Genomic DNA, 22,747 nt, shown 5'->3' on the forward strand with positions numbered 1-22,747 from the left:
GATTAAATGATTGACGACGACACTCTTCACTCATGGTTCGTGCGAGATATCCTGCCTCTCGAGAGAGGTTTGACAGGATATATCCGTCGGAATTGGAGGACTGCAGAAGACGTACTCGAACTGCGACAGGATATTTATGAGAGGGCATTGACTGGAGCACGAAGAGGCATCCCATCTAACTCACGTGCCTATCTGTATACTGTGGCCCGCAACCATCTGATCAACCAAGCGACAAAATCGCAGATCGTGAGTATTGAGGCGGTGGCCGATCTCGATACCGTCGACCGGTCGCTCGACCTCTTCGAAGCCGAGCGGGTTTTGGATGCTCGAGACAAACTAAGGCTTGCCCAGACCGGTATCGACAAGCTTCCACCAAAGTGTCGTGAGATCGTGATCCTTCAAAAGGTGAAAGGATTTACCGATCGTGAGGCGGCAGAGATATTGGGCGTGTCTGTGGAGACCGTCCGCAGACAGATCAAGCTGGGAATGAAGGCGCTCATCGACCACATGCTGGGCGGATCAGGGCGGATCGTGCGAAGCGATTACCGAGCGCGCAAAAAGCGGGTGAAGAAGCCATGAGGCGACAGGCAAGCATCGAAAATCAGGCGCTCGACTGGCTTGTTAAGCGCCAAAGCCCGGAATGGGCGAGCGACGACCATGACGATCTCGACGCTTGGCTTAATGAGTCGATCGCGCACAAGGCTGCGTTCTGGCGAGCCGAGTATGGATGGCGGCAAACAGATAGGCTGCAGTCACTCGGCCTGAAGGCTGGTCTGGTCGCCGCTCGTAGCCAGGCTCGATTCCGGTGGATTCCTTTTGCAGCAGCTGCGAGTCTCGTCGCCTTTCTGGCGATCGGCGCCTTTGCCTTCGGACCCGACCTCGCCAATCAGCCCCGTACGATTGTGCAGCAGGTCCAGCATCAGACTGCAATTGGCGGTCGTGAGGAGTTTGAGCTGCCGGATGGAAGCCGAGTGGAGCTGAACACGAGTACTACGGTGCGCGCCGCAGTGTCTGAAGCGCGAAGAGAGGTCTGGCTGGATTCAGGAGAAGCATTCTTCGATGTTGTCCACGATCCAGATCGCCCATTTATCGTTCATGCCGGGGGCAAAACGATAACCGTTCTCGGCACCAAGTTCTCTGTCCGGCGCGATGAGAGCCACGCGATAGTGAGCGTGCTTGAGGGCAGAGTGCGTATCGATGAGCTCGCCGGTCCTTCACACAAGGTGACGATTGTCGAAGATGGGGGCACTGCTTACTCGCGAAATTCGTCGATTCTTTTGGCGGCAAAGTCAGCGAAAAGAGTCAGAAATTCACTCGCGTGGCGAAAAGGGGAGCTGAGCTTTGAACAAGCGCCCCTAAGTGAAGTAGTATCAGAATTCAATCGCTACAATGAGACAAAGTTGTTAGTATCCGACGACGATGCGGCAAATATACTTATAGGTGGCTCGTTCAAGACATCGAGTACCGATTCTTTCGTGCGCTTGCTTCGCGATGCCTATGGGCTCAACATTCAGCGTGAAGGCGATACGGTGCGAATTTCGACCTACTGACGTTACCCAAATTGAAGCCAGGTTTGTCCTCTAAACCAATGAAGTAGGTACCGAAGTAGGGGACAAAATGATCCGCGCCATCCTGACTGCACTCGTCCTAAATCTCTGCATCACCTTGTTTGCTGCGCCCTTGTCGGCGCAGCAGCTTTCCCATGATTATGATCCTGCGATGTCGGCCGTTGCATATGGTGCAGACCGTGCTGGACCGAACCGTACCGTAGAGCCTGAAGCAAAGCGCCTTGATGTAGATGCGATGTTGAAGATCGCGACGATTGGTGACCCCAAGGTCATTGGTTGGCTCGGAAGCGACACCACTATCGCGCATCTCTCGCCAGACGAATCACAGGTTGTAGTTGTCGTTCAGGAGGGCGATCCGGATGGAAATTCGTTCCGCGGTCGGCTCCTCCTATTCCAGACCTCCGCCATCCTCGCTGGAAAAGAAACGCCGAGCCCTGAAACGCTTGTCGAATTCGAGTCGCGAACGAATTTCCAGCCAATCGCTGGGTTGCGATGGGTCGACAACACCACACTTGTTTTTGCGGGTGTCGAAGGTGACGACCCCGTCCAGATCTACCGATTTGACTTGCAAACAAGGTCGCTTGCAAGAATCACCAGTGAAGATCGTCCTGTCGTTACATTCTCGACGACGAAAGATTTAGAAGATGTCTTGGTCCTCACCTACGCGGATCAGGTGCAGGCCAAGGACAAGCCAGAATGTCTGACTGTCGGGTGTCTTGTAAGCCCCGGTCGCTTGACGGACGCAATCAACTCGGCCGGAACAAGTGTCTGGTATCCGGGGGAAATCACCCACTATGGTGCTGATAGCACGAGGAGGCAGCTGACATCGCTATACGATATTGACGGCATCAGCGACTGCTTTCCGAACCACATAATACCTGGGGGTCTGTCACCGGATGGTGGTTACGCTCTGTTTTTTTGTGGCGTGTCCCACTGGCCGGAATGGTGGTCTGAATATACGGTAGATCCACAATTTTCAGAGAGGATTGATGCCGAAGACGAGGGCTATGCACACCAGTACATGCTTCTCGATGTTCGCTCTGACGAAATAAGGCCGCTTTCTTCGGCTCCCTTCTTGAGATTTTCTCAGCCATTCAGCCCGATATGGATTGATGGTGGTGAACGCGTCCTTCTGCTTGGCGCAGTTGAACCACTAGTCGATGTCAGTGAGACGGAACGAAAAACACGCGCGTCGCGACTAGGGGTCATCGCGGTTGATCCTCGAACGGGCGAAACCGAATTTGCTTTTGAGCTGGATAACAAGCGCTATCGAAGAGTCGCCAATGCCGAATGGAACCAGTCCGACCGGATCTTGAAAGTCGATTTGATCGGTCGCGACGGCTCTCCTGATCTCACTCTCGCATTACAGGCCTCCGCGAAGGGCTGGACTCGGGTTAAGCAGCCGAAGGCTGCTGAAGCTCCTCGTCGCGTGACATTCGAGGTCTCCGAATCGCCCAATGATCGACCCGTTTTGTTCGCTACAGATACGAGCACGGGTGCTCGCTATCAGGTTTTTGACCCCAATCCATGGCTCGCGGGATATGATCTAGGCCATGTCGAAGAGATCAAGTGGCAAAGCGCGGGAGGGTACAATTGGGATGGTGCGATTTATTATCCAACCGACTATATCGAGGGGCAGCGCTATCCGCTTGTGATCCTCACGCACGGATATCGTCCCGGCAAGTTTTCGCCTTACGGCTATCAGAGAAATTATGCGGCTCAACCGCTTGCCTCAGCCGGAATGATTGTCCTTCAGATGGCGGAAACGGGCCTTAACGATGTGATCGGCACGCCTGCTGAGCTACCGCGCAGTCGTGAGGGCTATGAAAGCGCAATTGATGAGTTGGCGAGTCGGGGCCTGATCGACCGCGAACGTGTCGGCTTAGTCGGTTTTAGCAGAACAGCCTGGTATTCAAATTTCATGGCGACCCACTCGGAATACCCGATTGCAGCCACCATGATAACTGACGGCGGCGATATCGGGTGGTGGGGCTACATGTCGTACAACGTTATCGAAGAAATGGATCAGGTGCTGGGTGCCTCATCTTTCGGTGAAGGTCTTGAGGCGATGTTGGAAACGGCACCTACGTTCAGCCTGAATCGCTGGCGTGCCCCGATGCTCATGTGGTCAGCCGGTGAAGACGTGATCGACCTTTGGGACGTGTACGTTGGATTGCGCCATCTCCAAGTTCCGGTTGAATTCTGGCACTTTCCGGATGGAACCCATGATTTGATCAAGATGTCCCACCGCAGAGTTGGCAGTGAACTTATGGTCGACTGGTTCGGCTTCTGGCTCAAAGACGAGCTGAGTGGTGACCATGCTAAATCAGAACAGAACGCGAGATGGCAGGAAATGAGAATTCTCGCCGATCGCGTCGCTTCGGAACCGCGACCACCGCTGTTAGACTGGAGTGCAGAGCCCCGCCCCCGGTAAGCTAAAAGGGAGTTTTCGCTTCAACGTCGCTCTCCGTGAAGCCTTGATGCGTGGGGTGCTAAGATAGAAAGTGGACGGAATGGCTGAATTCTCCAGCTAAAAAACGCGGTTCAATGCACTCGATCGTTCTCGTGATGCTTGCCGCCCTTAAAGCAAGCTCCATCGTCGTCTACATGGCTCGAGCAGATCAGCCCAGTAAAGCTTGATGCATTTGGATCGACGTCGGCTTTGAAGGTTGTCGGGAGCACTACTCTGTGGCTGTAATTGGGGCGCAAATTTGACGAGAGTATTTCTTCGTGACGGACTGTTTCCAGAATTGGCTTGGCCACTACGCTATGAGCGAGGTTGGAGGTCGTACGGCTGACGGATGATTGCCAGATCTTGGTATTTTGAGAATATCGTATCAAGCCTTCGATTTCCGTGATCGCAGAGTTATCAATGCAGAACGTCAAACGTAGATTGAATCTCTTAAACCCCACACACCTGCGATCGGAGATCGAAAGGGCAATGCAGTTTGCTCCTCTCAGTTTGGCAACTCCGGCTTTTCTACGTGGGCGCTGAGATAGGCGGTCTTGATAGGAAGGAAGCGGTCGATCGTTCTTCATCGTGTCGAGGCGAGCCCGGTGTGGGCAGTTTCGGGACGGATTTTGTCTCAAATGTGTAGTCAGACCATCGGAGCTTCTCGATATAAGAGGGCTTCCACTGTGCCCGGAAACGCGAAGCGTCGGGCCATACCCCAAACCTTCTAATGCTACGCCGTTGTGCGATCCACGAATTCGCACCTTGCATATCGGTGATCCCTACGTCGACCTGCTTTGGCAAAAGGAGGACATCGTGTCTGCGACGAGAATTTTGTGGGGCCAGATCGTAGCTGTGTTTGCCTTGACGCTCGCAGGCATCTGGGCGGGCACTCAGTGGACGGCGCACGCGCTCGGCTATCAGGCGCAATTGGGCCCGCCGTGGTTCAGCTTTTCCGGAGCGCCTGTCTATCCGCCTTATGCCATTTTCTGGTGGTGGTTCAGCTACGAAGCCTATGCGCCGCGCATCTTCGAGACCGGCGGAATGATTGCTGCATCGGGCGGTCTCGTGTCGGTAGTTGTCGCGATCGGCATGTCGGTCTGGCGCGCCCGAGAAATCAGGAACAGTGCGACCTATGGCTCGGCGCGCTGGGCGACCCGTTCCGAAATAGCACGCGCTGGCCTTCTGGCAGGCAAGGGCGTCATTATCGGCCAGCACGCCAATCTCTATCTTCGCCACGACGGGCCCGAACATGTGCTCTGCTTCGCGCCGACGCGCAGCGGCAAGGGGGTCGGCCTTGTCGTGCCGACGCTGCTGACCTGGCCGCACTCGGCGATCGTCCATGACATCAAGGGCGAGAACTGGGAGCTGACCGCTGGGTTCCGGTCCAGCTTCAGCCGCACGCTTCTGTTCGATCCGACCAATGAGGCATCGGCAGCCTACAACCCGCTGATGGAAGTGCGACGCGGCATCAACGAAGTGCGCGACGTGCAGAACATCGCCGATGTACTGGTCGATCCCGAAGGCTCGCTTGAACGGCGCAACCACTGGGAGAAGACCAGCCATGCGCTGCTCGTCGGGGCCATTCTACATGTGCTTTATGCCGAGCCTGACAAGACGCTCGCCGGGGTGGCGAACTTCCTCTCCGATCCGCGCCGATCGATCGAGGCGACATTGACCGCCATGATGCACACGCCGCATCTGGGGGAAGACGGCATCCATCCGGTTGTCGCGAGCGCGGCGAGAGAATTGCTCAACAAGTCGGAGAACGAACGCTCGGGCGTGCTCTCGACCGCCATGTCGTTCCTTGGGCTGTACCGCGATCCGGTGATCGCCAGGGTCACCCGGCATTGCGAATGGCGCATCGCGGACCTGGTGGCACAGGGCCGACCGGTCACACTCTATCTCGTCGTCCCGCCCTCCGACATCAGCCGCACCAAGCCGCTCATCCGGCTCATCCTCAACCAACTCGGAAGACGCCTGACCGAGGACCTGCAGGAGGGTGCCGATCGCGAGCGGCTTCTCCTTATGCTCGACGAGTTTCCGGCCTTGGGCCGACTCGACTTTTTCGAAAGCGCGCTCGCCTTCATGGCGGGCTACGGCATCAAGGCGTTCCTGATCGCGCAGTCGTTGAACCAGATCGAGAAAGCCTATGGGCAAAACAATGCCATCCTCGACAATTGCCATGTGCGGGTGTGCTTCGCGACCAATGACGAGCGCACTGCCAAGCGCGTTTCGGAATCACTCGGGACCGCGACCGAAACCCGGGCGATGCGCAATTATGCCGGACACCGCCTCTCGCCCTGGCTTGGTCACCTGATGGTCTCGCGCTCGGAGACGGCGCGCGCTCTTCTGACCCAGGGCGAAATTATGCAGCTTCCCGATACCGACGAAATCGTGATGCTCGCAGGCGTGCATCCGATCCGTGCCAGGAAAGCGCGCTACTACCACGACCCCCGGCTCAGCAAACGGGTAGAGCGTCCACCAACGGTCCAAAAGGGCGAGTTTGCGGCGGATGAGAGCGAATGGCACGGGAGACTTGTGACCGCGCCTGCGCAATCCGCGAAATTGCTGACCGGGTCTGAAGAGTACGAGGTCGATGATCGCCAGTCCGATGGCGGGATCCGCCAATCGCCTGAATTGCCGGACTACGAAGATGTCGCGCCGCCGCCCGTCGATATCCCCAACGAATTTGAGTTTGCCGACCGAACGGACGACGATCAGGCAAACCGCAATCGCAGAATGGCCGAGCGGATGCAGGCCAATGCGCGGCGGGCTGCACTCGATCCTGGCGACGGGATCGAGCTATGAGCAAGGGCAACCGTATCAAGCACACCTTTCGCTTGCTGCCGGCCCTTTCCAGGCAACTCGCCGACTATGCCGGCCGCAAGCGCGTCTCGCAGGCTTCGGTAGTGGAGGCCGCCATTGCCTCTTTTCTCTCTCCCGATGGATCGGAACGCATGGAAGCGGCCTTCAGTCGCCGACTTGATCGCATAAGCCGACAGATCGGCAAGCTCGACTATCATATCGAGGTCGGGAATGAGGCCTTCGCCCTTTATCTCAGGCGATGGCTGGCGGTGACGCCGGCAATCCCGGCCGAAACCGGTGCCGCCGCGCGTGCTGATGCTGAAAAGCGGTTCGACTTCTTCGTCGAAGCGCTCGCGCGGCGCATGGAGACGGGCAGGCATCTCGCTGACGATCTCATTCGCGCGGCTCCGGAACCAGAGCTGGGTGAGATTGAGAATGAAAACGGAAACGGTCCGGAGTCTCCGGCGCAGCCCTGACAAAGACCTTCGATAGTCCGGCAGGGAAACCCTACGAATAGAGGAGAGGGACGCTCTCTTGGATGCGCCGCCGCACTGTACAGCAATGCGAGGGTGCAACAATTCCAAGTGCTTGCTAAAGGTTCAGTAATGCGCACCGAACTCGATCATCTGCCTCCACAAAAACAACGCGAACTTGAGCGCGTGGTGCAGCTGATCTTCGAAGAATTCGATGATGCCTTTGCGCTCGCCAAGCACGAATGGAAAAAGGCCGGGCGCATTCTCAAGGTCGTGCTCTACGGCAGCTATGCGCGCGGCACCTGGGTCGACGAACCTCACACCGCCAAAGGCTACCAGTCGGATTATGATCTGCTGGTTATCGTCAACGACAAGCGGCTGGTCGACCGGGTGAAATACTGGTCCAACCTCGATGAGCGGCTCATGCGCGAATACGGCGTTACCAAGACGCTCAAGACTCCGGTCAATTTCATCGTTCACACGTTGCAGGAAGTGAACGATGGTCTGGCGCATGGACGCTACTTCTTCATGGACGTCGCGAAGGACGGGATCGCGCTCTACGAATCCGACGATACCGAATTGCACACGCCCAAGCCCAAGACACCTGAACAGGCACTTTGCATGGCGCAGGAGTATTTCGATGAATGGTATTCCGCAGCGCTAAAGCGCTACGAAATCGCGAAGTTCGACATATCACGAGAGTTTTTCAAAGATGCCGCGTTCGATCTGCATCAAGCGACAGAGCGCCTCTATCATTGCGTGCTGTTGGTCTGCACCTTCTACACTCCGCACGTGCACAACCTTGGGTTCCTGCGCACCCAGGCGGAACGGATCGACCCCCGCCTGACCTATGTTTGGCCGCGCGAAACTAAGCGTGATCGCGCGCGCTTTGAGAAACTCAAAGAAGCCTACGTCAAGGCTCGTTACTCGAAGCACTACCGCATCACCAAGGAAGAGCTCGAATGGCTCGGTGAGCAAGTCGAGGAGCTCGGCCGCGTAGTGCACGAGGTGTGTTCGGAGCGGCTGGAAAAGCTGAAAACCGAACTGGATATTAAATAGCCCTCTTTGTGATGCAGGACCTAGGTTTCGACAATCCGACTAGCTGTGTGGAACAAAGTCGGGCATCTCGCGCCGCATGAACTCGTCGAATAGGGGGACCGTAAAGCAAATGTCACCGTACGCCGGAGAGTAAATCATCGCCTTCTTGATTAACGTTGTACGCTGTTGGTTCGCCTTATCCATATCGCAGCCAAGTTGGACGGCTACTTCCGAGGAGCGTTGTGTGCCTTTGCCTAGCTCAGCAAGTCCGCGAAGATAGTTTTTCTCGGCAGGAGTACAGCGATCATAACGGACGCGAAAAAAGCTTTCGTCCAATTTTTCCCGCGCTACGTCGGTTGCTTCAACAACATCGTTCCACGTTATTGTTTTCTCGTCTTGCGCGATATTCCAAGCGCAATATGACCATTGCTGAAGGAAGTATGGGTAGCGCTCGGTCACGCGGAGTATCTCAGCGACGGCATCAGCCTCAAATTGAACGCCGAGAGCATTTGCTGGGTGTTCAATAGCGCAAGCAGCCTCCTCCTCACCCAAGGCGTCTATACGCGGGAAGATGAAAAGGCGTTCGGCATAGGATTTCGCCGATCCAGCAAGCCCCAGGACTTGAGGTAGACCGGCACCGATGATGGTTACTGGCAGCCCTTGCTGGCTGATCCGATGGATCGCGGCGATCAATGCACCTAGCTCTGTTTTTTCGAGTATTTGTAGTTCGTCGACAAACAAGACGACGCATTTGTTGGCCGCGGCAGCCGCTTCGCCAACCTCTGCGAAAATATCACCAAGGTCGGTTTCGAGATCCCCGCTATCGGCTACTCCAAGAGTTGGGTCGTAAGTTAAGGCATACTCGCCGATCGAAACCCCGAAGCCGGCGACGAAAGCTTTGAGCGCTCCAAGACTGCGTTTTGCTCTATCCTTTGCCGCCTCTATCATGCTGAGGTTGAGAAGCGCTTTTCTTAACCCGACCACGAGAAGATCGGGAAGCGGCTTGCCCTCCGTCGCTTCAGCGAAAACCACTTCATAACCCGATGCCTTTGCCGCATCGTGCATACGTCTAAGCAGGACGGTCTTTCCGACTCCCCTAAGCCCATTGAGGATCATCGGTTGCACGGAATTTCCGGCCCGCATTCGCTCGAACATGAGGTCGGCTTGTTCGATTACGTTTTCGCGACCGGCAAGTTCTGGAGGCTTATTTCCCGCGCCCGGCGAGTATGGGTTGCGGATTGGGTTCACAGTGCAGCCTGCCGCTGAGCGAGACGATTACTCATTGACCGATCATTGCAACTACAGTTTCCGAAAGATGGTCCAGCGCTGTGTCACCCCCTCGGCTTTCCAGGATGTCGAGCAATTCCGGAAAGCCTACATTGGCGTAACCGTTTGCAATCCGCATCATCTCCCCTGGACGATCCACTACAGATGCGTCCGCGGTTTCTGCGATGGCGAGGAGGGTAAGGGCGGTGGGCCTCCAATCAGGGGACCCAATGGCGACGCCTTCTGCGGCCTTGTATGTCTTTCCGCTGGGGAGTGTAGGTTTCAAGCCCCTCTTCGCCGCTATGCATATAGCAGCGAACCAAAAGTCGACATTCCGGTCAAAGGGTTGATGTTCCGGCCGGGCGGTTTTTCCCTCGCGGCGCTGGACAAAGGAGTCGAAGTGCTTGCGAAAATCGTCAGCAACGACGACGTCCTGCCCGGCAAAGGGATTCTCAGCCATCAGGCAGCCTCCGCTTTCTTACTAGGACCACCCGGAGATTTGCGTTCACAGATTGCGCACGACGACAAGTGGTCGCATTGACAGACAATTACCCGTGCATCTGTCGTCCCTGGGTTATGTTTGAGCATCACCGGATAATGAGCCGGGTTGGTCATAGTGAAGATTTTCCCAGAAACTTCTTCAAGGATATCTTCGCATCCGTGTATCTCGTCCGGCGTGAGTAAGAGAACGAGCTGCGAGCTCGAAGCAGCCGCAACTTTGACTACCTCCCGTTTGACGAAGCCGGTCATCATGCCGAGCGGTGTGTCGATCACGTTCGGTGCCTCTACTCCGCTGACTTGGGTCAGAGCCAAGATAAAGGCGATGGTCAGCGCTCGGCGCGACGCTCCATTCAGATCTTGAGAGGGGTCGAGCAGCCGTTCGTTTCGACCGAACACGATGATGTTGAACTCTGATGTTATCGCTGCGCGGCGGATCATTGCTCGGTCCGGATCCGCACCAATCATTTGTATGAACAATTCGTTCATTCGACGCGAGACTGCATCGACCTCGCGGGTCTTCATGGTGTTCAATGTCTGCTCGAGTATTTCGCGGATATCGCCTGCGGCGGCGAGTTCGGCTGCGAATTTCTTACCTTTCGTCTCTCTTGCGAGAAGAGTTTCATGCTTTTTGCTGAGCTCCCCACGCTGACTCCGCAAGTTGCGCAATGCCACATCAAGACGCGTCGCTTGGTCTCGCTTGTCAGTCAGCTGTTGCAAGTAGGTGTCGCGCATTTCTCGTGCTGATTGGACATCGTTATCTTTCACCTTGCTCAAGCGAGCTTCAAGTTCAGCCGCTTGACGGCCAAGCTCGTCGTAGGTCGCCTGCTCGCGCTCTCTTGCGCCATAGGCCTCGATGTATTTGTCTCGCCAATGCAATTCGCCATCGGTGAGATGGCTGCTCTCGTAGTAGAGCGATGAAATGCGGGACTTCAAAGCGTCGGTCGCACGGCTGTCCTCGATAAGGCTTTCGATTGCGTCACGGCGCCGCTTCCCATCTGTGGTATTGGGATCGAGAGTTTCTCCGCATATGCAATCCGCGTGGTTCAGCCTGTCTTCCAGCACGGGGATAGTCGAATTGGGAATTTGCCCCTTTTTCCGCAGGCCTTCCAAAATACCGCTCGCTACCGTAAGTTTGTCGCCCAGCATTTCTTTGGCAAAATCCAGACCACTTAAGAGCTCGGATTGAACGAGGTCTGCACGACGCTTGCGCGCCTCAGCATCCGTTAGCTGTTTGCCGATTGATTCTAGCGCTGCCGCAATCTCCTCGCGATTGCCCTTTTTTAGCGCGTCTTGGAGCGCGCGGTCGGCCCGGCTGTATAGATCGCCCAGGTTGGCAATCTCTTCCTTCGCAGTGGCGAGCTTCGCCTCGTTTTCCGGAATCGCAATGTCCACGGCCTCAAGCTGCGAGCGCACCTCCTTCAGCTCGTCACTACCCGCAATGCTATCGGCCTTTGTGCGGATACCGCGTTCTGCTTTTTTGGTATGCTCAAGACCCGCTTCAAGCAGTGGTAAACCCATGAGCTGCTCAATCGCACCGCGGACACGTTTTTGACGATCAGCAGCGCGCACTCCCTCGATAAAACTGAGCGCACGATCCCCATCAGTAAAGAAAACTTCCCTCAAATCGGCAGGCATATGCTGTCCAAGGTAACTTTCGACATTTGGTATCGAATCATTGCCTGTAGGCTTGATTTCCTCGAGCTCGACGGTGGACTTGGGCCTGTTCGAGGAGCCCGCGCGATCACTAAGCGATCGCGTCAGGCGATAACGTCGAGAACCCTTGGCGGTTTCCACTTCATAGGTCACTTCGGCGGTGGTTGTCCCGACCTGCCCATCAGGTATGTCCATCGAGATTGTTGAATAGCTGCTTGGCAACGCATCATCGCCGAACAAAGCCCATTGCAGTGCGCTGAGGAGAGTCGTTTTCCCACTTTCGTTCGCAGCGCGAATGACCGTGACGTTTTTAGATTTATCGACGGAGAAAGTAAGTTCAACTTCGTCGAGGAGACGAAAACCATCGAAGCGCGCTTTGATCAAACGCATTGTTATTCCGAGGCCTTTGAGCGAGTATTCAGAAATGTCCCGACGCGGCCGACGATATCGGCCACCTTGACGGCGACATTGGTTCTGGCAAATTTGTTCTGACGCTCTAGCATGATGATGTCCGCGACGGCCTCCTTCAACTCTTCGCGATAGCCAGGAACCCTCTCGTCGATGGCTTCGGACTGCTCCAACAGAATGCTAATCACACGCTCGTCTTTGTATGCCATCTTAATTTGCACCTAAAAGTGCGGTCCGCAAACGCTCAACTTGCTCAAAAGGACCGCCGGTCCGCGCCCCATTTCTGCTCAAACGCGCAAATTCCCAGATGCGTTCAAGCTCTGAACGAATGATCTTCTTCGCATCCTCGTCCATGTGCTCCCCCTCAATCGTGCCCGGCGGCAATGTCACCAAGTCATGAATGATCGCATGCGTTTTGCCAATCTCTTTACACATTCTCAGCAATCTACCGCGACGCTGAACCCATTGACGGCGTACCGTGGTGCTTGCGAGAATATAGGCTCGCTCAATTTGCGGAACATTAACCCCTTCATCGAGCACTCGCTTGGCAGTAAGTACCTGGAGTTTGCCCGACTGGAAACGCTCTAAAACCCGAGCAGATAATTTGGAGTCGCTGGTTTCTGACGCAGTAAGTTGATGGAATGAAAGATTCTTCTGGGTAAGTATGGCATTGACGCGATTGAGTTGGTTGGGGTCCTTGTCGGTGGCGTAGATGAGAGTGTACTGAAGCCTATTGAGGTCTTCGTTATCGAGCAATTGATCTAACGAACCAATTTTAGCATTCGCCGTTTCTAAAACACGGCGGCGACGCAAGAATAGATTATTGAGATAATCGTCATTTGCTCTGGCTTCAATTCTCCAGGAATGTCGGGCGATCTGTTCGCTCAATTCTCGCCACTCTTCCATCTCGCCTGCCTCGAGAGAAACGAAATGGACAAAATAATCATAGGGCGTCAGACAGCGTCCGATCGCCTGATCGAGACCAAACTCGAAACACGGCTTGCCGAAGTAAGCGAATAGTTTTCCGGTTCCCTCATCATCGTGCTGTCGAACTGGTGTCGCAGAAAGACCGAGACGATAGTCAAACATCTCCGGTGGAGACTCCACGAATCCGGCCGATCCGAGATTGTGGCATTCGTCGGCGATCAGCAGCTTGGGTCCGTCGATCGTTCCGATCTGTGATTGAAATTCTGAGGAAACCAAGGTGTCGTTTGACACCACGACAATTTCCAGTGGTGTTATGTTCATAGAAAGTCGGCGCCGTGCCTGCGCAATTTCTTTTCCTCGCCCCTTCGAACCGGGACAAGAGGACATATTGATTGGCCGCAGACCGAATTGAGCTATTTCGTCGCACCACTGGTGAATTAAGACGTTGTAAGGCGCAGTGACTACGACCAGCAGCGAACCAACTTGCCGGTGCAGTTCATGAGCTCCAACCATGGCCGTGAGCGTCTTGCCTGATCCCGTGCACATTTCCAGGATCCCTCGCCACTCAGACGCCCGCCATGCGTCCACCGCATCGCCTTGATGCGCGTAGTCACCCGCGCGGTATTCGAGCCATTTCGGGATTTTGAATTCAACTGGTCGAACAGTAACCTTTGGTGACTCGGCAGTATTCAAATTGGGTATTGCTTGATGCCACAGCGTACGAAAGTCGGCCTCTGACGGCATGCTGTCAGTGCGATAGTCGCGTAGAAGACGATCCCTAAACGCACGAGGTAGGTCGAGCGTGATGCATGTGTCATCACCACCGCCCCACAACATCTCGAATTCGTCCTGCAAGCGTTGGCAGACCAGCTGTCCTTCGTGACTGTGCCAAGACCGAGAAAGACTCAGTTGTTCGCGGTTTCGGCCAAGGCCCGCGGCCGTAAGGTTCGCCGAGCCATGCAGTGCGGCGAGTTCGCTATCAGCATGAAAAAGCCAAACTTTGGGGTGAAAGAGTGCGTCGCGCATCAGCGCGATTTTGAACTCAAGTCTTCCTTCTGCAATCAGCCAAGCGAGGCATTTTAAAGTGTGGTGTGCCAATGCGTTCGCATCGGGAATGGATGAGTCAAGGCTGCGCTTGGCGAGAGATGCTGCCGTAAGTTGGCCTTCACGTAACGCAGCCTGATCTTCCTCCGTCAGAAAAGGGCTGACGATTAGTCGCAACGATTGTTGCGACTGGCGGAGAAACGAAGCTAAACCGGGAGCAATTTCTGCCAGCGCGTGACTTGAGAAGAAGCCCACCATCAGATCTGCCCTTTCACAGGCCGCTAGCGCAGGAGAAAGAACTGACTCGGCGACATCGTCTTTGGGCAGAAGGTAAAGGGGTTCAGCATCACGAAGGGCAAACTTGAGCGCATCGCCTCGATGTTTGGCAGGCTTCGTCACTTGTGACAGACGAGGCAGCCGCTGTCCTCGTCCGCAAGCATCTGCTCCACCGTCTCATCGGTGATCCGTGCTCTTAGCGGGTTTGGCATTCTGCGCGCGAGGGCCTGCGCCTTGCGCTCTTCATGATTGCGCTCGATCTCGGCAACCCGCTCCGGCCGCGCCAGTTCTTCGAGACTTTCGTTTTGGGTCCAGGTGAACGGCGAACCGTGCTCGATGGCTGATTTCTCGTAGCGCTTGGCTTCTTCGAACGCATCGGGGTGCTCGCGCATTAGCCGCACCCATTCGATCTTCTGCTGGTAAAAACAGAACGTGCAGCCGCTGCGTGAGCGCCAGCGATAGTAGTCCGGGAGGCCGAGCCCGGAGTTTTCCAGCAGACCGATGACCGATGCCTTGTCGAGACCGGCCTCCCTAAGGGGAAAGTGGACGTGCATGTTGGGATGGGTCGTGATCATGCCCGAACGGTTCGGCTCGTCGGCCCGGATCGCGACATAGGAATGAACCTCAACTCCCGCATCAAGATGGGGTTTGAGCCACTTTTGGAACGGCTGAATCTTGAGCTGCCGGGTGCACCAGCGGGTACGCGGGGAGGGTAGAAAATGGCCGTATTCCGCAAGCCAGAAATCGAAATCCCGACCAGGGTTGAGCATTTCAATGGTGTTGCCAAGGAAGCCTTCAAGGCGGCCGAGATAATCGTAGACCTCGGGTAGCTCCTTGCCGGTGTCGGTGAAGAAATACCGCACATCGATGTCCGGACGGTGATCGCGCATCCAGACCGCGAGGGCAGCGCTGTCTCGCCCACCAGACAGGCCCAGAACATGCATCGCCTCGCCGGTCACGCTTCCTTCTCCGCGCTGATGGGCACAGTGACATCGCGCTCACCGTCGTCCTCGATATGACGCTGTGCGAGCTCCGCTATCACGGCGAGCACCATATCGGGCTCGAGCTGTGCGGCGTCGAGAGTCTTGCCGATCTCGTCGAGGATTGGCTCGAGGCGCTTCTGCGCCTCGGTTGCAATCTGTGCCCTGCGGACGACGCTTCGCCCGGTCGACCCGACACCTGCCATTACCATGACCGCGGTCTGGGTCGGTTGCTGGTCACTGTCGCCGAACAGTTCCACGCGGCGAAACCTGTAGGCATATTCCGAAAGCTGCATCGCCGCGCGGCTTGGCTCGAGATCGTGCCACGTCGTCACCGGCTTGCCCATCACGAGACCGCAAATGTCCGCCATGTTTTGCGTCGACCCGTCGAACTCGGCCAACCTGGTGATGAAGCCCCGGAGCTTGAGGTCGTCTCCGCCGTGACCCGCTATTCGCTTGGCGCGCTCCCCCAACTCGGCGAGATTTCCTGCGTCGCGGTGTTTCAGACCCTCGAGCATCCGGGCTTTCAGATCCTCGATCATGTTTGGGTAAGCGTGATCAAGTTCGCTCAGGACCGTGCGCAGCGCAGGGGCGGCGCTTTTGCCCGAAGCATCGAGCGCTTCGGGAATGTCGACGAAGAGGAGCTGGTAGGGATCGTCCGCATCAAGCAGCAGGCGGCGCACGTCAATGGCCTGCTTGGAGAGCGTGGCTTGCGCCTTGCGCGACCAGTTGGGAAGCGTGTACGCGAACTGCACGAGCGCCTGCGCTATCTCGAGCGGCTCCTCCGACGGAGCCTCTTCGACGAATTCGCCGGCAACGGCTGCAAACTGCTTCAGCGCGGCCGCATTCGCGGCATCGGTCGGAACCGATCTTAGCGCAATATGTTCGGCGTCCTGCAGCAGAAGATCCATGACCAGATCGGATATGGCCGGCTGGAAGGCCTCTTTCGCATAGACCGCGGTGCTGTGACGGCGCGAGAATAGATAGGTCACAAGTAATAGGGGCATCACGCCTTGCTGCACGCCGTAAGGCGGCTCGCCCCACGCCCGGTAAATGTCGGCAACACAAACCTGCTCGCCGGCTTCGAGCAGGCCATCGGTCAGCGACCAGAGAGGGGCGAAGGTGCTGGTTTCGCTGGGCGGAACGAAGTCCCACCGCTCGCCTTGCCGAACATAGAGACCCGCGCGTTCCAGAACGGTGACCGCTAGGCCCTTTTCGGCCGGATAGCCCGTGATCCCGAAGTGCTGCTCGCCGCGGCCGACTACGATAGCATGCAGCAGGGCTCGCAGCGCCGCATTGGAATTGCTCGACGGACGCCGACGATTGATGAGTTCGGAATGCACGATCGGAGCCTGCCGGAAAGTCCGCCGGGCGATATCGCTCGCTGCCTGCGACAGGCCGTAGGAAAGCGAGTCCAAATCGAGCGGCTTACCCGTGTCGAACCAGTGCGCGCGCTCGAAACCCTCTCTCAGGAGACCTTCCAGCTGCGCGGACAAGTGGGCAATCCGGGCATCGATCTCGCGGCGGGCGGCTGCATCGCCGGCCAGTTCGGGGCTTTCGTTGCGCACGTCGCGCGCAGCTTCGAGCTCGATCGCTGTTTTGCGGATATCCGCACTGTTCGAGGCGAGACCGACAATCACGGGCAGACCGTGCCGATGCTTCGTGCGCGTGGCTTCGATCACGCTCGCCTCCGCTTCGTCGGGATCGACGTCGATCCCAGGCAGTAGCAGCAGGAACTTGCCAGCTGCCCCGGCGCTCACCCGGCCGTCTTTCGGACCCAGCCCCTGCGGCGCCAGTTCGCCGATTTGCGCGTCGAACCAGCGCGGAGTGCCGTATTCGGCGTAGTGCCGCTTGGCCAAGATCGGCTGCAGCGAGGCAAGGTCGTTCAGCGCCGCTATCTCGAGCCGTCCGCGTTCGGCGATGCGGGCCTCGATTTCGCCCTCGATGTCGAAATCGCTTCCGGCGTAGATTGCATAGGCGCCGAGGTGGCGACGGTAGACCAGCGCAGAAATCTTGACGAGATTGGCAAGCTGCTCTTCGACTTCGGTATCGGATTGCTCGAGGCTTGCCGCAATCGTCCGGGACGAGGCTGCCAGCCCCGATCCATTGCTGAACAGATCGATGACCGCCACGGTCTTCGCGATCTGCAAGCGCAGGTAGTTGCCGTCGCGGGCCGCCCTCGCGATCGCCTCTGCGGCCTGTGCCCAGCGATGGCCGTCGGGCGAAGCCATGATCGCCGGTTCAAGATTGACCTGCAGATAGTCCCACAGTTCTGCCGGGCCGAAGGTTCTTCCCGAGGCGAGTGTCGTGCGCTGGAGGAATTCGGTGAAGCCATTGGGTTCGGCCGAGGCAAGGAAACCGAACAGGCTGCGTTCGTTCTGGCTGAAACGCCGCCGGGTGATCGGCCCAAGCAGCGCTGCCGCCGCAGGGTTGAGAGGCCAGCAATCGCCGAGCCTTTCCGCAAGGTCTTTGGGCACACCCGGTCGCCGTTCGGCAATTTCGCTCGCAACAACGGCAGCAATCGCATGCGACTGAGGGTGCGAACGCTCTGTCGTGACAGCACGACCGACGAGTTCGATGACCTCGTCGACAGCCGTTATGATCGGGACATCCGCGAAGCGGCCCTGAATCTTGCGCCATTCGTCCTGGACGCTTTGTCCGAGGCGATCCGCATAGCGCTCGAAAGCCTGGTGCAGCACGCCCACGACGATAAGTCTTCCCTCGCTGCGATTGGCGGCCTCTGCGAGATCCTGAAAGAAATGGATGTCGATGGCGTGATCGGCAGCACCTTCCAGATATTTGCCCAGTTCATCGACAATGACGAGAACCCCGCCCTTGGGACGCGCTTCAACCTCGCGCTGCAGCCGCTCGACGATATCGCGCCCGTCAGCGGCTTCCATCTTGGACCGCTTGGTCCGCGCGTGGCCCGGCTCGCCAGCGATTGCTGATGCGAGCGCTTCGCGCAGGTCGGCAACCGGATCGCCCCTCCGACCGCTCAGCGGCACGCAGAGCCAGTCTTTGGGCGCCCGCCCGAAAACGGCGGTTACTTCGGGCACATCGCAAAGGAGTTGTTTCGCTTCTTTGAAGGCAGGTCCGCGCCCGAGCGAGTAGGAGGCAAGCGCGAGCGCGAGGCTCGACTTGCCGCCGCCATAAGGGCCCGTCCAGGTGAACGCGCCCTGGCCATTTGTCGCGAGGCGGAGCGTGGTGGTCAACGCATCGCGCGCCGATCCTTGCAGTACATAACCGGACAGGGGGTCGGCCTGGCCAAAATCGGCGTCGATTCTGACCGATCGCTGGTAGCGCGGCGCGACCGAAACATGGTCTGCGAGATAGGTCTGGGTCATGCCGCGAGCGCCTTAGTGTGCGGATAGGCGCTGGCGATGAAGGAGGCCGGATCGGGCAAGCTTTCTCCCCGCCTCGCAATCGCGCGCACGCCTGCGCTATCGGTCCACAGAAAGGCGCCCTTGGCGGCCCTTTCGATATCGACAAGCCGGTCGATCAGCGCGTCCTCGTCTAGCTTGAAGATCCGCCCCGGCGATCCCGGCTCGTACGCCAGCGTATCGATGGCGAGCGTTGCCTGTTCGGGCGCACGCCTTGCCCAGAAATCGGCAAGGGCAAAAAGGAAGATGCCGTCGGGCAGACCGGGCTTGGGTCCGTGGCGGAAAGCGAAAGATCGCGATGACACTTCGCGCATGAGGCCTAGTTCGCCAAGTACGGTTTCTACCTGATCGTCGACCGCGCCCGCGCCGACCTTGGCGACATAGGATCTGATAAAGCATTCCACGTCGCGCTTGATCGTTGTGGAGGAGGCCCGCGACCGGTCGAGTTGGGCACACAGCAGCCGGATCGGCTCGGCAATGCCGTCGCGGTCGAACCCGTGTGCATTCAGATGGTTGAACGCATAATACCACGTCGTGGCGCGCTCGAAATTGCTGGCGATCTGCCAATGGAGCAGCCATGTGGTCGCGAGGCTTTCCATGAACGGATCGAGACCTGAATCGCGGTCAAAGATGAGATCTCCGAAGGGCGTTGCCTTCAAGGCACCGACACCCCTCTCCGGGTCTTCTTCAATGATTCGGCACGCGAGCGCCCAATGCTTGATCGCCGCAACCATATTCTTGCCGACCCCGAACCGGATGATCCCTTCGTCCTTGTCGAAGGTATTGGGGACCGGCGCCGCCGCATCCTCGCAGACAGCATCGTAAGCCTTGCGCAGCCACAGCCGCCTCAGCGGGAAGGTTTCATGTCCCGCGAAGCGTGTCTTGACGCCGGGTTGTCCAAGGGGTCCTCTGAGCATGATTTGTTCCTACTGGGGATTTCCCCCAGTTGGCAACCCTGTCGCGGCTCTTGTGCGAACATTTAGGCCTCAGGCAGCGGCGCGGTAGGCTTTTTCGTGCGCGGCCAAGAGCGCACTGACGGCACGGTCGATATCGGCCTCGGAAGTGGTTCGGCCAATCCCGATGCGAACGGACGACGAAGCCTCGTCAAAGGAAAGCCCTTGCGCCAACAGGACGTAAGACGGCTCGATGCTGCCCGAGTTGCAGGCGGAGCCTGTCGATGCCGATAGTTCGCCGCGGGCATGCAAGAGCATGTCTTCCGCATTCACTCCCTCGGCCCTGAGGCTTGTGCAACCCGGGATGCGCTCGGCATGCGGATTGATAGTGAAAGGACATCCCTTCCTGGTGACCCGATCTTCGAAAAGTCTTTGTAATGATTGAATATGTGTGCGTGCCGACTGGCCGTGGCGCTCGTAAAGCCGCGCCGCCGCTGCAAGCCCGGCGCAAAGCGGAACCGGCACTGTACCGCTGCGTCCGAGAGGCTGCTGTCCACCGCCATCAAGCTGCGGAACGAGCCGTAACCGCGCGGCGCGCGACACGACAAGGCCGCCGATGCCTTTTGGACCGTAGAACTTGTGACCGGAGAAACTCAGCAGATCGGCACCGGTATGGTTGAAGTCGACATCGATCTTTCCGACGGTCTGCGCCGCATCTGTGTGAAACAGGACACCTTGGCGATGACAGATTTCGGCAATCTCGCGCACGGGTTGAATGACGCCGGTTTCGTTGTTGGCGTGCATGACCGATACGAGCGCCGTGTCGGGCCTCAGGGCCTGCGCGATGGCTTCTGCGCGAACGCGGCCATCTGCCCCCGGTTTGACTTCGGTGACCTCGATCCCGGTTTTCACGAGCGAACGGGCGGCCTCCAGCACGCATTTGTGCTCGATCGATGACACCACCAGATGGTTTCCGCGTCGTTCCGCTGAGCTCATGACACCTTTGATGGCGAGGTTGTTCGCCTCGGTTGCTCCGCTGGTGAAGAGGATTTCGTCCTCTCCGGCACCGAGCAGCGTTGCGAGCGCTTCGCGCGATCGTTCGACAATTTTCGAGGCCTGCAGGCCATGCGCATGATCCGAATGCGGATTGCCCCAGTCATTGCTCATCGCATCCGCCATCGCATCGATCACCGAGGGATCGACCGGAGTTGAGGCCATGAAATCGAGATAGGCGGGGCCGGGTCTGCGCAAGGAACAACCTTCATTGAAATCGGTGCACCGATAAGACCAAACCTGGCCATGCAAAGCAACCATGATCGCGCGGCGTTGGAGCTTGGACGGCGGCGACCTTCCGATTTGGCCTTTTCCTTTCTTTCTTATTCTTCGCTCTTCTACCCTCATCGCAGATCGCTATTGCCTGAGGGCAAAGTAATGTCTTTTTGATCTGCCTCGCGAATGCAGCCGATGGTCGGTTGCCGCATCCGAGGCAGTCCATGAGGGTCATCCCCCTTCGATCCGAAGTCTCATCGCGCGGCGCGCGCATGCTGCGCACTGCGCTTGGCGGCGACATCGCCCGCTGGCTCGACGAGCCCGATGTCATCGAAGTCATGCTCAACCCCGACGGGCGTCTCTGGGTGGACCGGTTGGGCGAGGGTCTCGCGGCGAGCGAATGTCTGATGAGCGCAGCCGATGGCGAGCGGATCATCCGGCTGGTCGCCCATCATGTCGGCGCCGAGGTGCATGCAAGCGTACCGCGTGTGTCCGCCGAACTGCCGGAAGGCGGCGAGCGCTTCGAAGGTCTGCTGCCACCGGTGGTTGCCGCCCCGAGCTTCGCCATCCGCAAACCAGCCATCGCGGTGTTCTCGCTGGCCGATTACGTGACGACCGGGATCATGAGCAAATGGCAGGCCGAAGCGCTTGCCGGTGCGGTCGCTGCGAGAAAGAACATTCTGGTCGTCGGCGGCACCTCGACCGGCAAGACGACGCTCACCAATGCGTTGCTCGCCGAGGTCGCAGCCACGTCCGACCGTGTCGTCCTCATCGAGGATACGCTGGAGCTGCAATGTGCAGCGCCCAATCTGGTATCGCTGCGAACCAAGGACGGCGTTGCGACTTTGTCCGATCTTGTCCGGTCGGCGCTGCGCCTGCGGCCCGATCGCATTCCCATCGGAGAGGTGCGCGGTGCCGAGGCGCTCGATCTGCTGAAAGCCTGGGGCACCGGTCATCCAGGCGGGGTCGGCACGCTTCACGCCGGCTCGGCGCTTGGCACACTGCGGCGGCTCGAACAGCTTATCCAGGAAAGCGTGGTCACCGTGCCGCGCGCGCTGATCGCCGAGACCATCGATATTATCGCCGTGCTTGTGCGCGACGGCACCGGGCGGCGCCTTGCCGAACTCGCCGAGGTGCGCGGACTCGATGCCGCGGGCGAATACGTCCTCGCACCCCTTCCATCCACAACAGGAGACCATTCGTGACCCATATCTTTTCGCGGGCGCGACCGCGCCTGTCCGCTTTGATCGTTGGGAGCGTCATTGCGCTGGCATTTGCGGCGCCCGCCCAGGCCGCCGGCTCGTCGATGCCGTGGGAAGCGCCGCTCCAGGCGATCCTCGAATCAATCCAGGGCCCGGTCGCCAAGATTGTCGCGGTGATCATCATCATCGCCACCGGGCTGGCGCTCGCTTTCGGGGATACATCGGGAGGCTTCAGGCGCCTGATCCAGATCGTCTTCGGGCTTTCGATCGCCTTTGCCGCGTCCTCCTTCTTCCTTTCGTTCTTCTCCTTCGGCGGCGGAGCGCTGGTCTGATGGACAGCGGTCAATCTCCTCTGCCGAACGGCTTTGCTGTTCCAGTTCACCGGGCGCTGACCGAGCATATCCTGCTCGGCGGTGCGCCGCGCGGGCTCGCTATCGCCAATGCGACGTTGGCGGGCGCAATCGGACTGGGTCTGCAGCTGTGGATCGCAGGCGCCGCGTTTTTCGCGCTCGGCCACATGGTCGCGGTCTGGGCCGCCCGGCACGATCCTCAATTCGTCGATGTCGCGCGGCGGCATCTGCGGTTCCCCGCGCATCTGCAGGTCTGAGC

The 22,747-nt window shown here is 58.0% G+C and carries 18 protein-coding genes; 9 read left to right on the forward strand and 9 right to left on the reverse strand.

Annotated elements, in window-relative coordinates; all coding sequences use genetic code 11:
- Window positions 1-6 precede the first annotated feature (6 nt).
- From KYK83_RS12785 to KYK83_RS12810, 6 genes are all read left to right on the forward strand, one after another.
- Window positions 7-579 carry an RNA polymerase sigma factor gene (locus tag KYK83_RS12785; protein WP_222828523.1) on the forward strand — a complete coding sequence of 191 codons (573 nt, stop codon included), beginning with the start codon at window positions 7-9 and terminating at the stop codon, window positions 577-579.
- A complete protein-coding gene (locus KYK83_RS12790; RefSeq protein WP_222828524.1) occupies window positions 576-1,550 on the forward strand; it encodes a FecR family protein in 975 nt (324 codons plus the stop codon). The genes KYK83_RS12785 and KYK83_RS12790 overlap by 4 nt, the downstream gene beginning before the upstream one ends.
- Before the next feature lie 67 nt (window positions 1,551-1,617).
- Window positions 1,618-4,002, forward strand: a complete 2,385-nt coding sequence (locus tag KYK83_RS12795; protein WP_222828525.1) for a hypothetical protein — start codon at window positions 1,618-1,620, stop codon at window positions 4,000-4,002.
- Window positions 4,003-4,836: 834 nt separating this feature from the next.
- Entirely contained in the window at window positions 4,837-6,831 is a 1,995-nt protein-coding gene (locus KYK83_RS12800) for a conjugal transfer protein TraG (protein ID WP_222828526.1), read from the forward strand.
- On the forward strand, window positions 6,828-7,304 hold the full coding sequence (locus tag KYK83_RS12805) for a CopG family transcriptional regulator (RefSeq protein ID WP_222828527.1): 477 nt from the start codon (window positions 6,828-6,830) through the stop codon (window positions 7,302-7,304). Before KYK83_RS12800 ends, KYK83_RS12805 begins: the two co-directional genes overlap by 4 nt.
- 129 nt (window positions 7,305-7,433) lie before the next feature.
- Window positions 7,434-8,360, forward strand: coding sequence for a HEPN domain-containing protein (locus KYK83_RS12810; RefSeq protein WP_222828528.1), 927 nt, complete (start codon window positions 7,434-7,436; stop codon window positions 8,358-8,360).
- A 39-nt stretch (window positions 8,361-8,399) separates the two neighbouring features.
- Here KYK83_RS12810 and KYK83_RS12815 read toward each other — a convergent pair whose 3' ends face one another.
- From KYK83_RS12815 to KYK83_RS12855, 9 genes are all read right to left on the reverse strand, one after another.
- A complete protein-coding gene (locus KYK83_RS12815; RefSeq protein ID WP_222828529.1) occupies window positions 8,400-9,587 on the reverse strand; it encodes an ATP-binding protein in 1,188 nt (395 codons plus the stop codon).
- Window positions 9,588-9,618: 31 nt separating this feature from the next.
- On the reverse strand, window positions 9,619-10,065 hold the full coding sequence (locus tag KYK83_RS12820; protein WP_222828530.1) for a hypothetical protein: 447 nt from the start codon (window positions 10,063-10,065) through the stop codon (window positions 9,619-9,621).
- Window positions 10,065-12,149 (reverse strand): AAA family ATPase, encoded by a 2,085-nt coding sequence (locus KYK83_RS12825; RefSeq protein ID WP_222828531.1) that lies wholly within the window; start codon window positions 12,147-12,149, stop codon window positions 10,065-10,067. The genes KYK83_RS12820 and KYK83_RS12825 overlap by 1 nt, the downstream gene beginning before the upstream one ends.
- 2 nt (window positions 12,150-12,151) lie before the next feature.
- A complete protein-coding gene (locus KYK83_RS12830) occupies window positions 12,152-12,376 on the reverse strand; it encodes a hypothetical protein (RefSeq protein WP_222828532.1) in 225 nt (74 codons plus the stop codon).
- 1 nt (window position 12,377) lies between these two features.
- Window positions 12,378-14,396: a DEAD/DEAH box helicase family protein gene (locus KYK83_RS12835; protein WP_222828533.1), complete on the reverse strand. Its 2,019-nt coding sequence runs from the start codon at window positions 14,394-14,396 to the stop codon at window positions 12,378-12,380.
- Window positions 14,397-14,533: 137 nt separating this feature from the next.
- Window positions 14,534-15,373: a phosphoadenosine phosphosulfate reductase domain-containing protein gene (locus KYK83_RS12840; protein WP_222828534.1), complete on the reverse strand. Its 840-nt coding sequence runs from the start codon at window positions 15,371-15,373 to the stop codon at window positions 14,534-14,536.
- A complete protein-coding gene (locus tag KYK83_RS12845) occupies window positions 15,370-18,738 on the reverse strand; it encodes a hypothetical protein (protein WP_222828535.1) in 3,369 nt (1,122 codons plus the stop codon). Before KYK83_RS12845 ends, KYK83_RS12840 begins: the two co-directional genes overlap by 4 nt.
- Window positions 18,735-19,691 (reverse strand): DUF4007 family protein, encoded by a 957-nt coding sequence (locus tag KYK83_RS12850; protein ID WP_222828536.1) that lies wholly within the window; start codon window positions 19,689-19,691, stop codon window positions 18,735-18,737. The genes KYK83_RS12845 and KYK83_RS12850 overlap by 4 nt, the downstream gene beginning before the upstream one ends.
- A 69-nt stretch (window positions 19,692-19,760) precedes the next feature.
- A complete protein-coding gene (locus KYK83_RS12855) occupies window positions 19,761-20,918 on the reverse strand; it encodes a cysteine desulfurase family protein (protein WP_222828537.1) in 1,158 nt (385 codons plus the stop codon).
- Window positions 20,919-21,160: 242 nt separating this feature from the next.
- Here KYK83_RS12855 and trbB point away from each other — a divergent pair, with 242 nt between their 5' ends.
- The 3 genes from trbB to KYK83_RS12870 are packed head-to-tail and all read left to right on the forward strand — an operon-like array spanning window position 21,161 to window position 22,745.
- Window positions 21,161-22,141, forward strand: coding sequence for a P-type conjugative transfer ATPase TrbB (trbB, locus tag KYK83_RS12860; RefSeq protein ID WP_222828538.1), 981 nt, complete (start codon window positions 21,161-21,163; stop codon window positions 22,139-22,141).
- A 5-nt stretch (window positions 22,142-22,146) separates the two neighbouring features.
- Entirely contained in the window at window positions 22,147-22,470 is a 324-nt protein-coding gene (locus tag KYK83_RS12865; RefSeq protein WP_369813978.1) for a TrbC/VirB2 family type IV secretion system protein, read from the forward strand.
- Window positions 22,470-22,745, forward strand: a complete 276-nt coding sequence (locus KYK83_RS12870) for a VirB3 family type IV secretion system protein (RefSeq protein WP_010240658.1) — start codon at window positions 22,470-22,472, stop codon at window positions 22,743-22,745. Before KYK83_RS12865 ends, KYK83_RS12870 begins: the two co-directional genes overlap by 1 nt.
- Window positions 22,746-22,747 lie beyond the last annotated feature (2 nt).

The sequence above is a fragment of the Qipengyuania pacifica genome (assembly GCF_019857205.1).
Classification (GTDB): domain Bacteria; phylum Pseudomonadota; class Alphaproteobacteria; order Sphingomonadales; family Sphingomonadaceae; genus Qipengyuania; species Qipengyuania pacifica.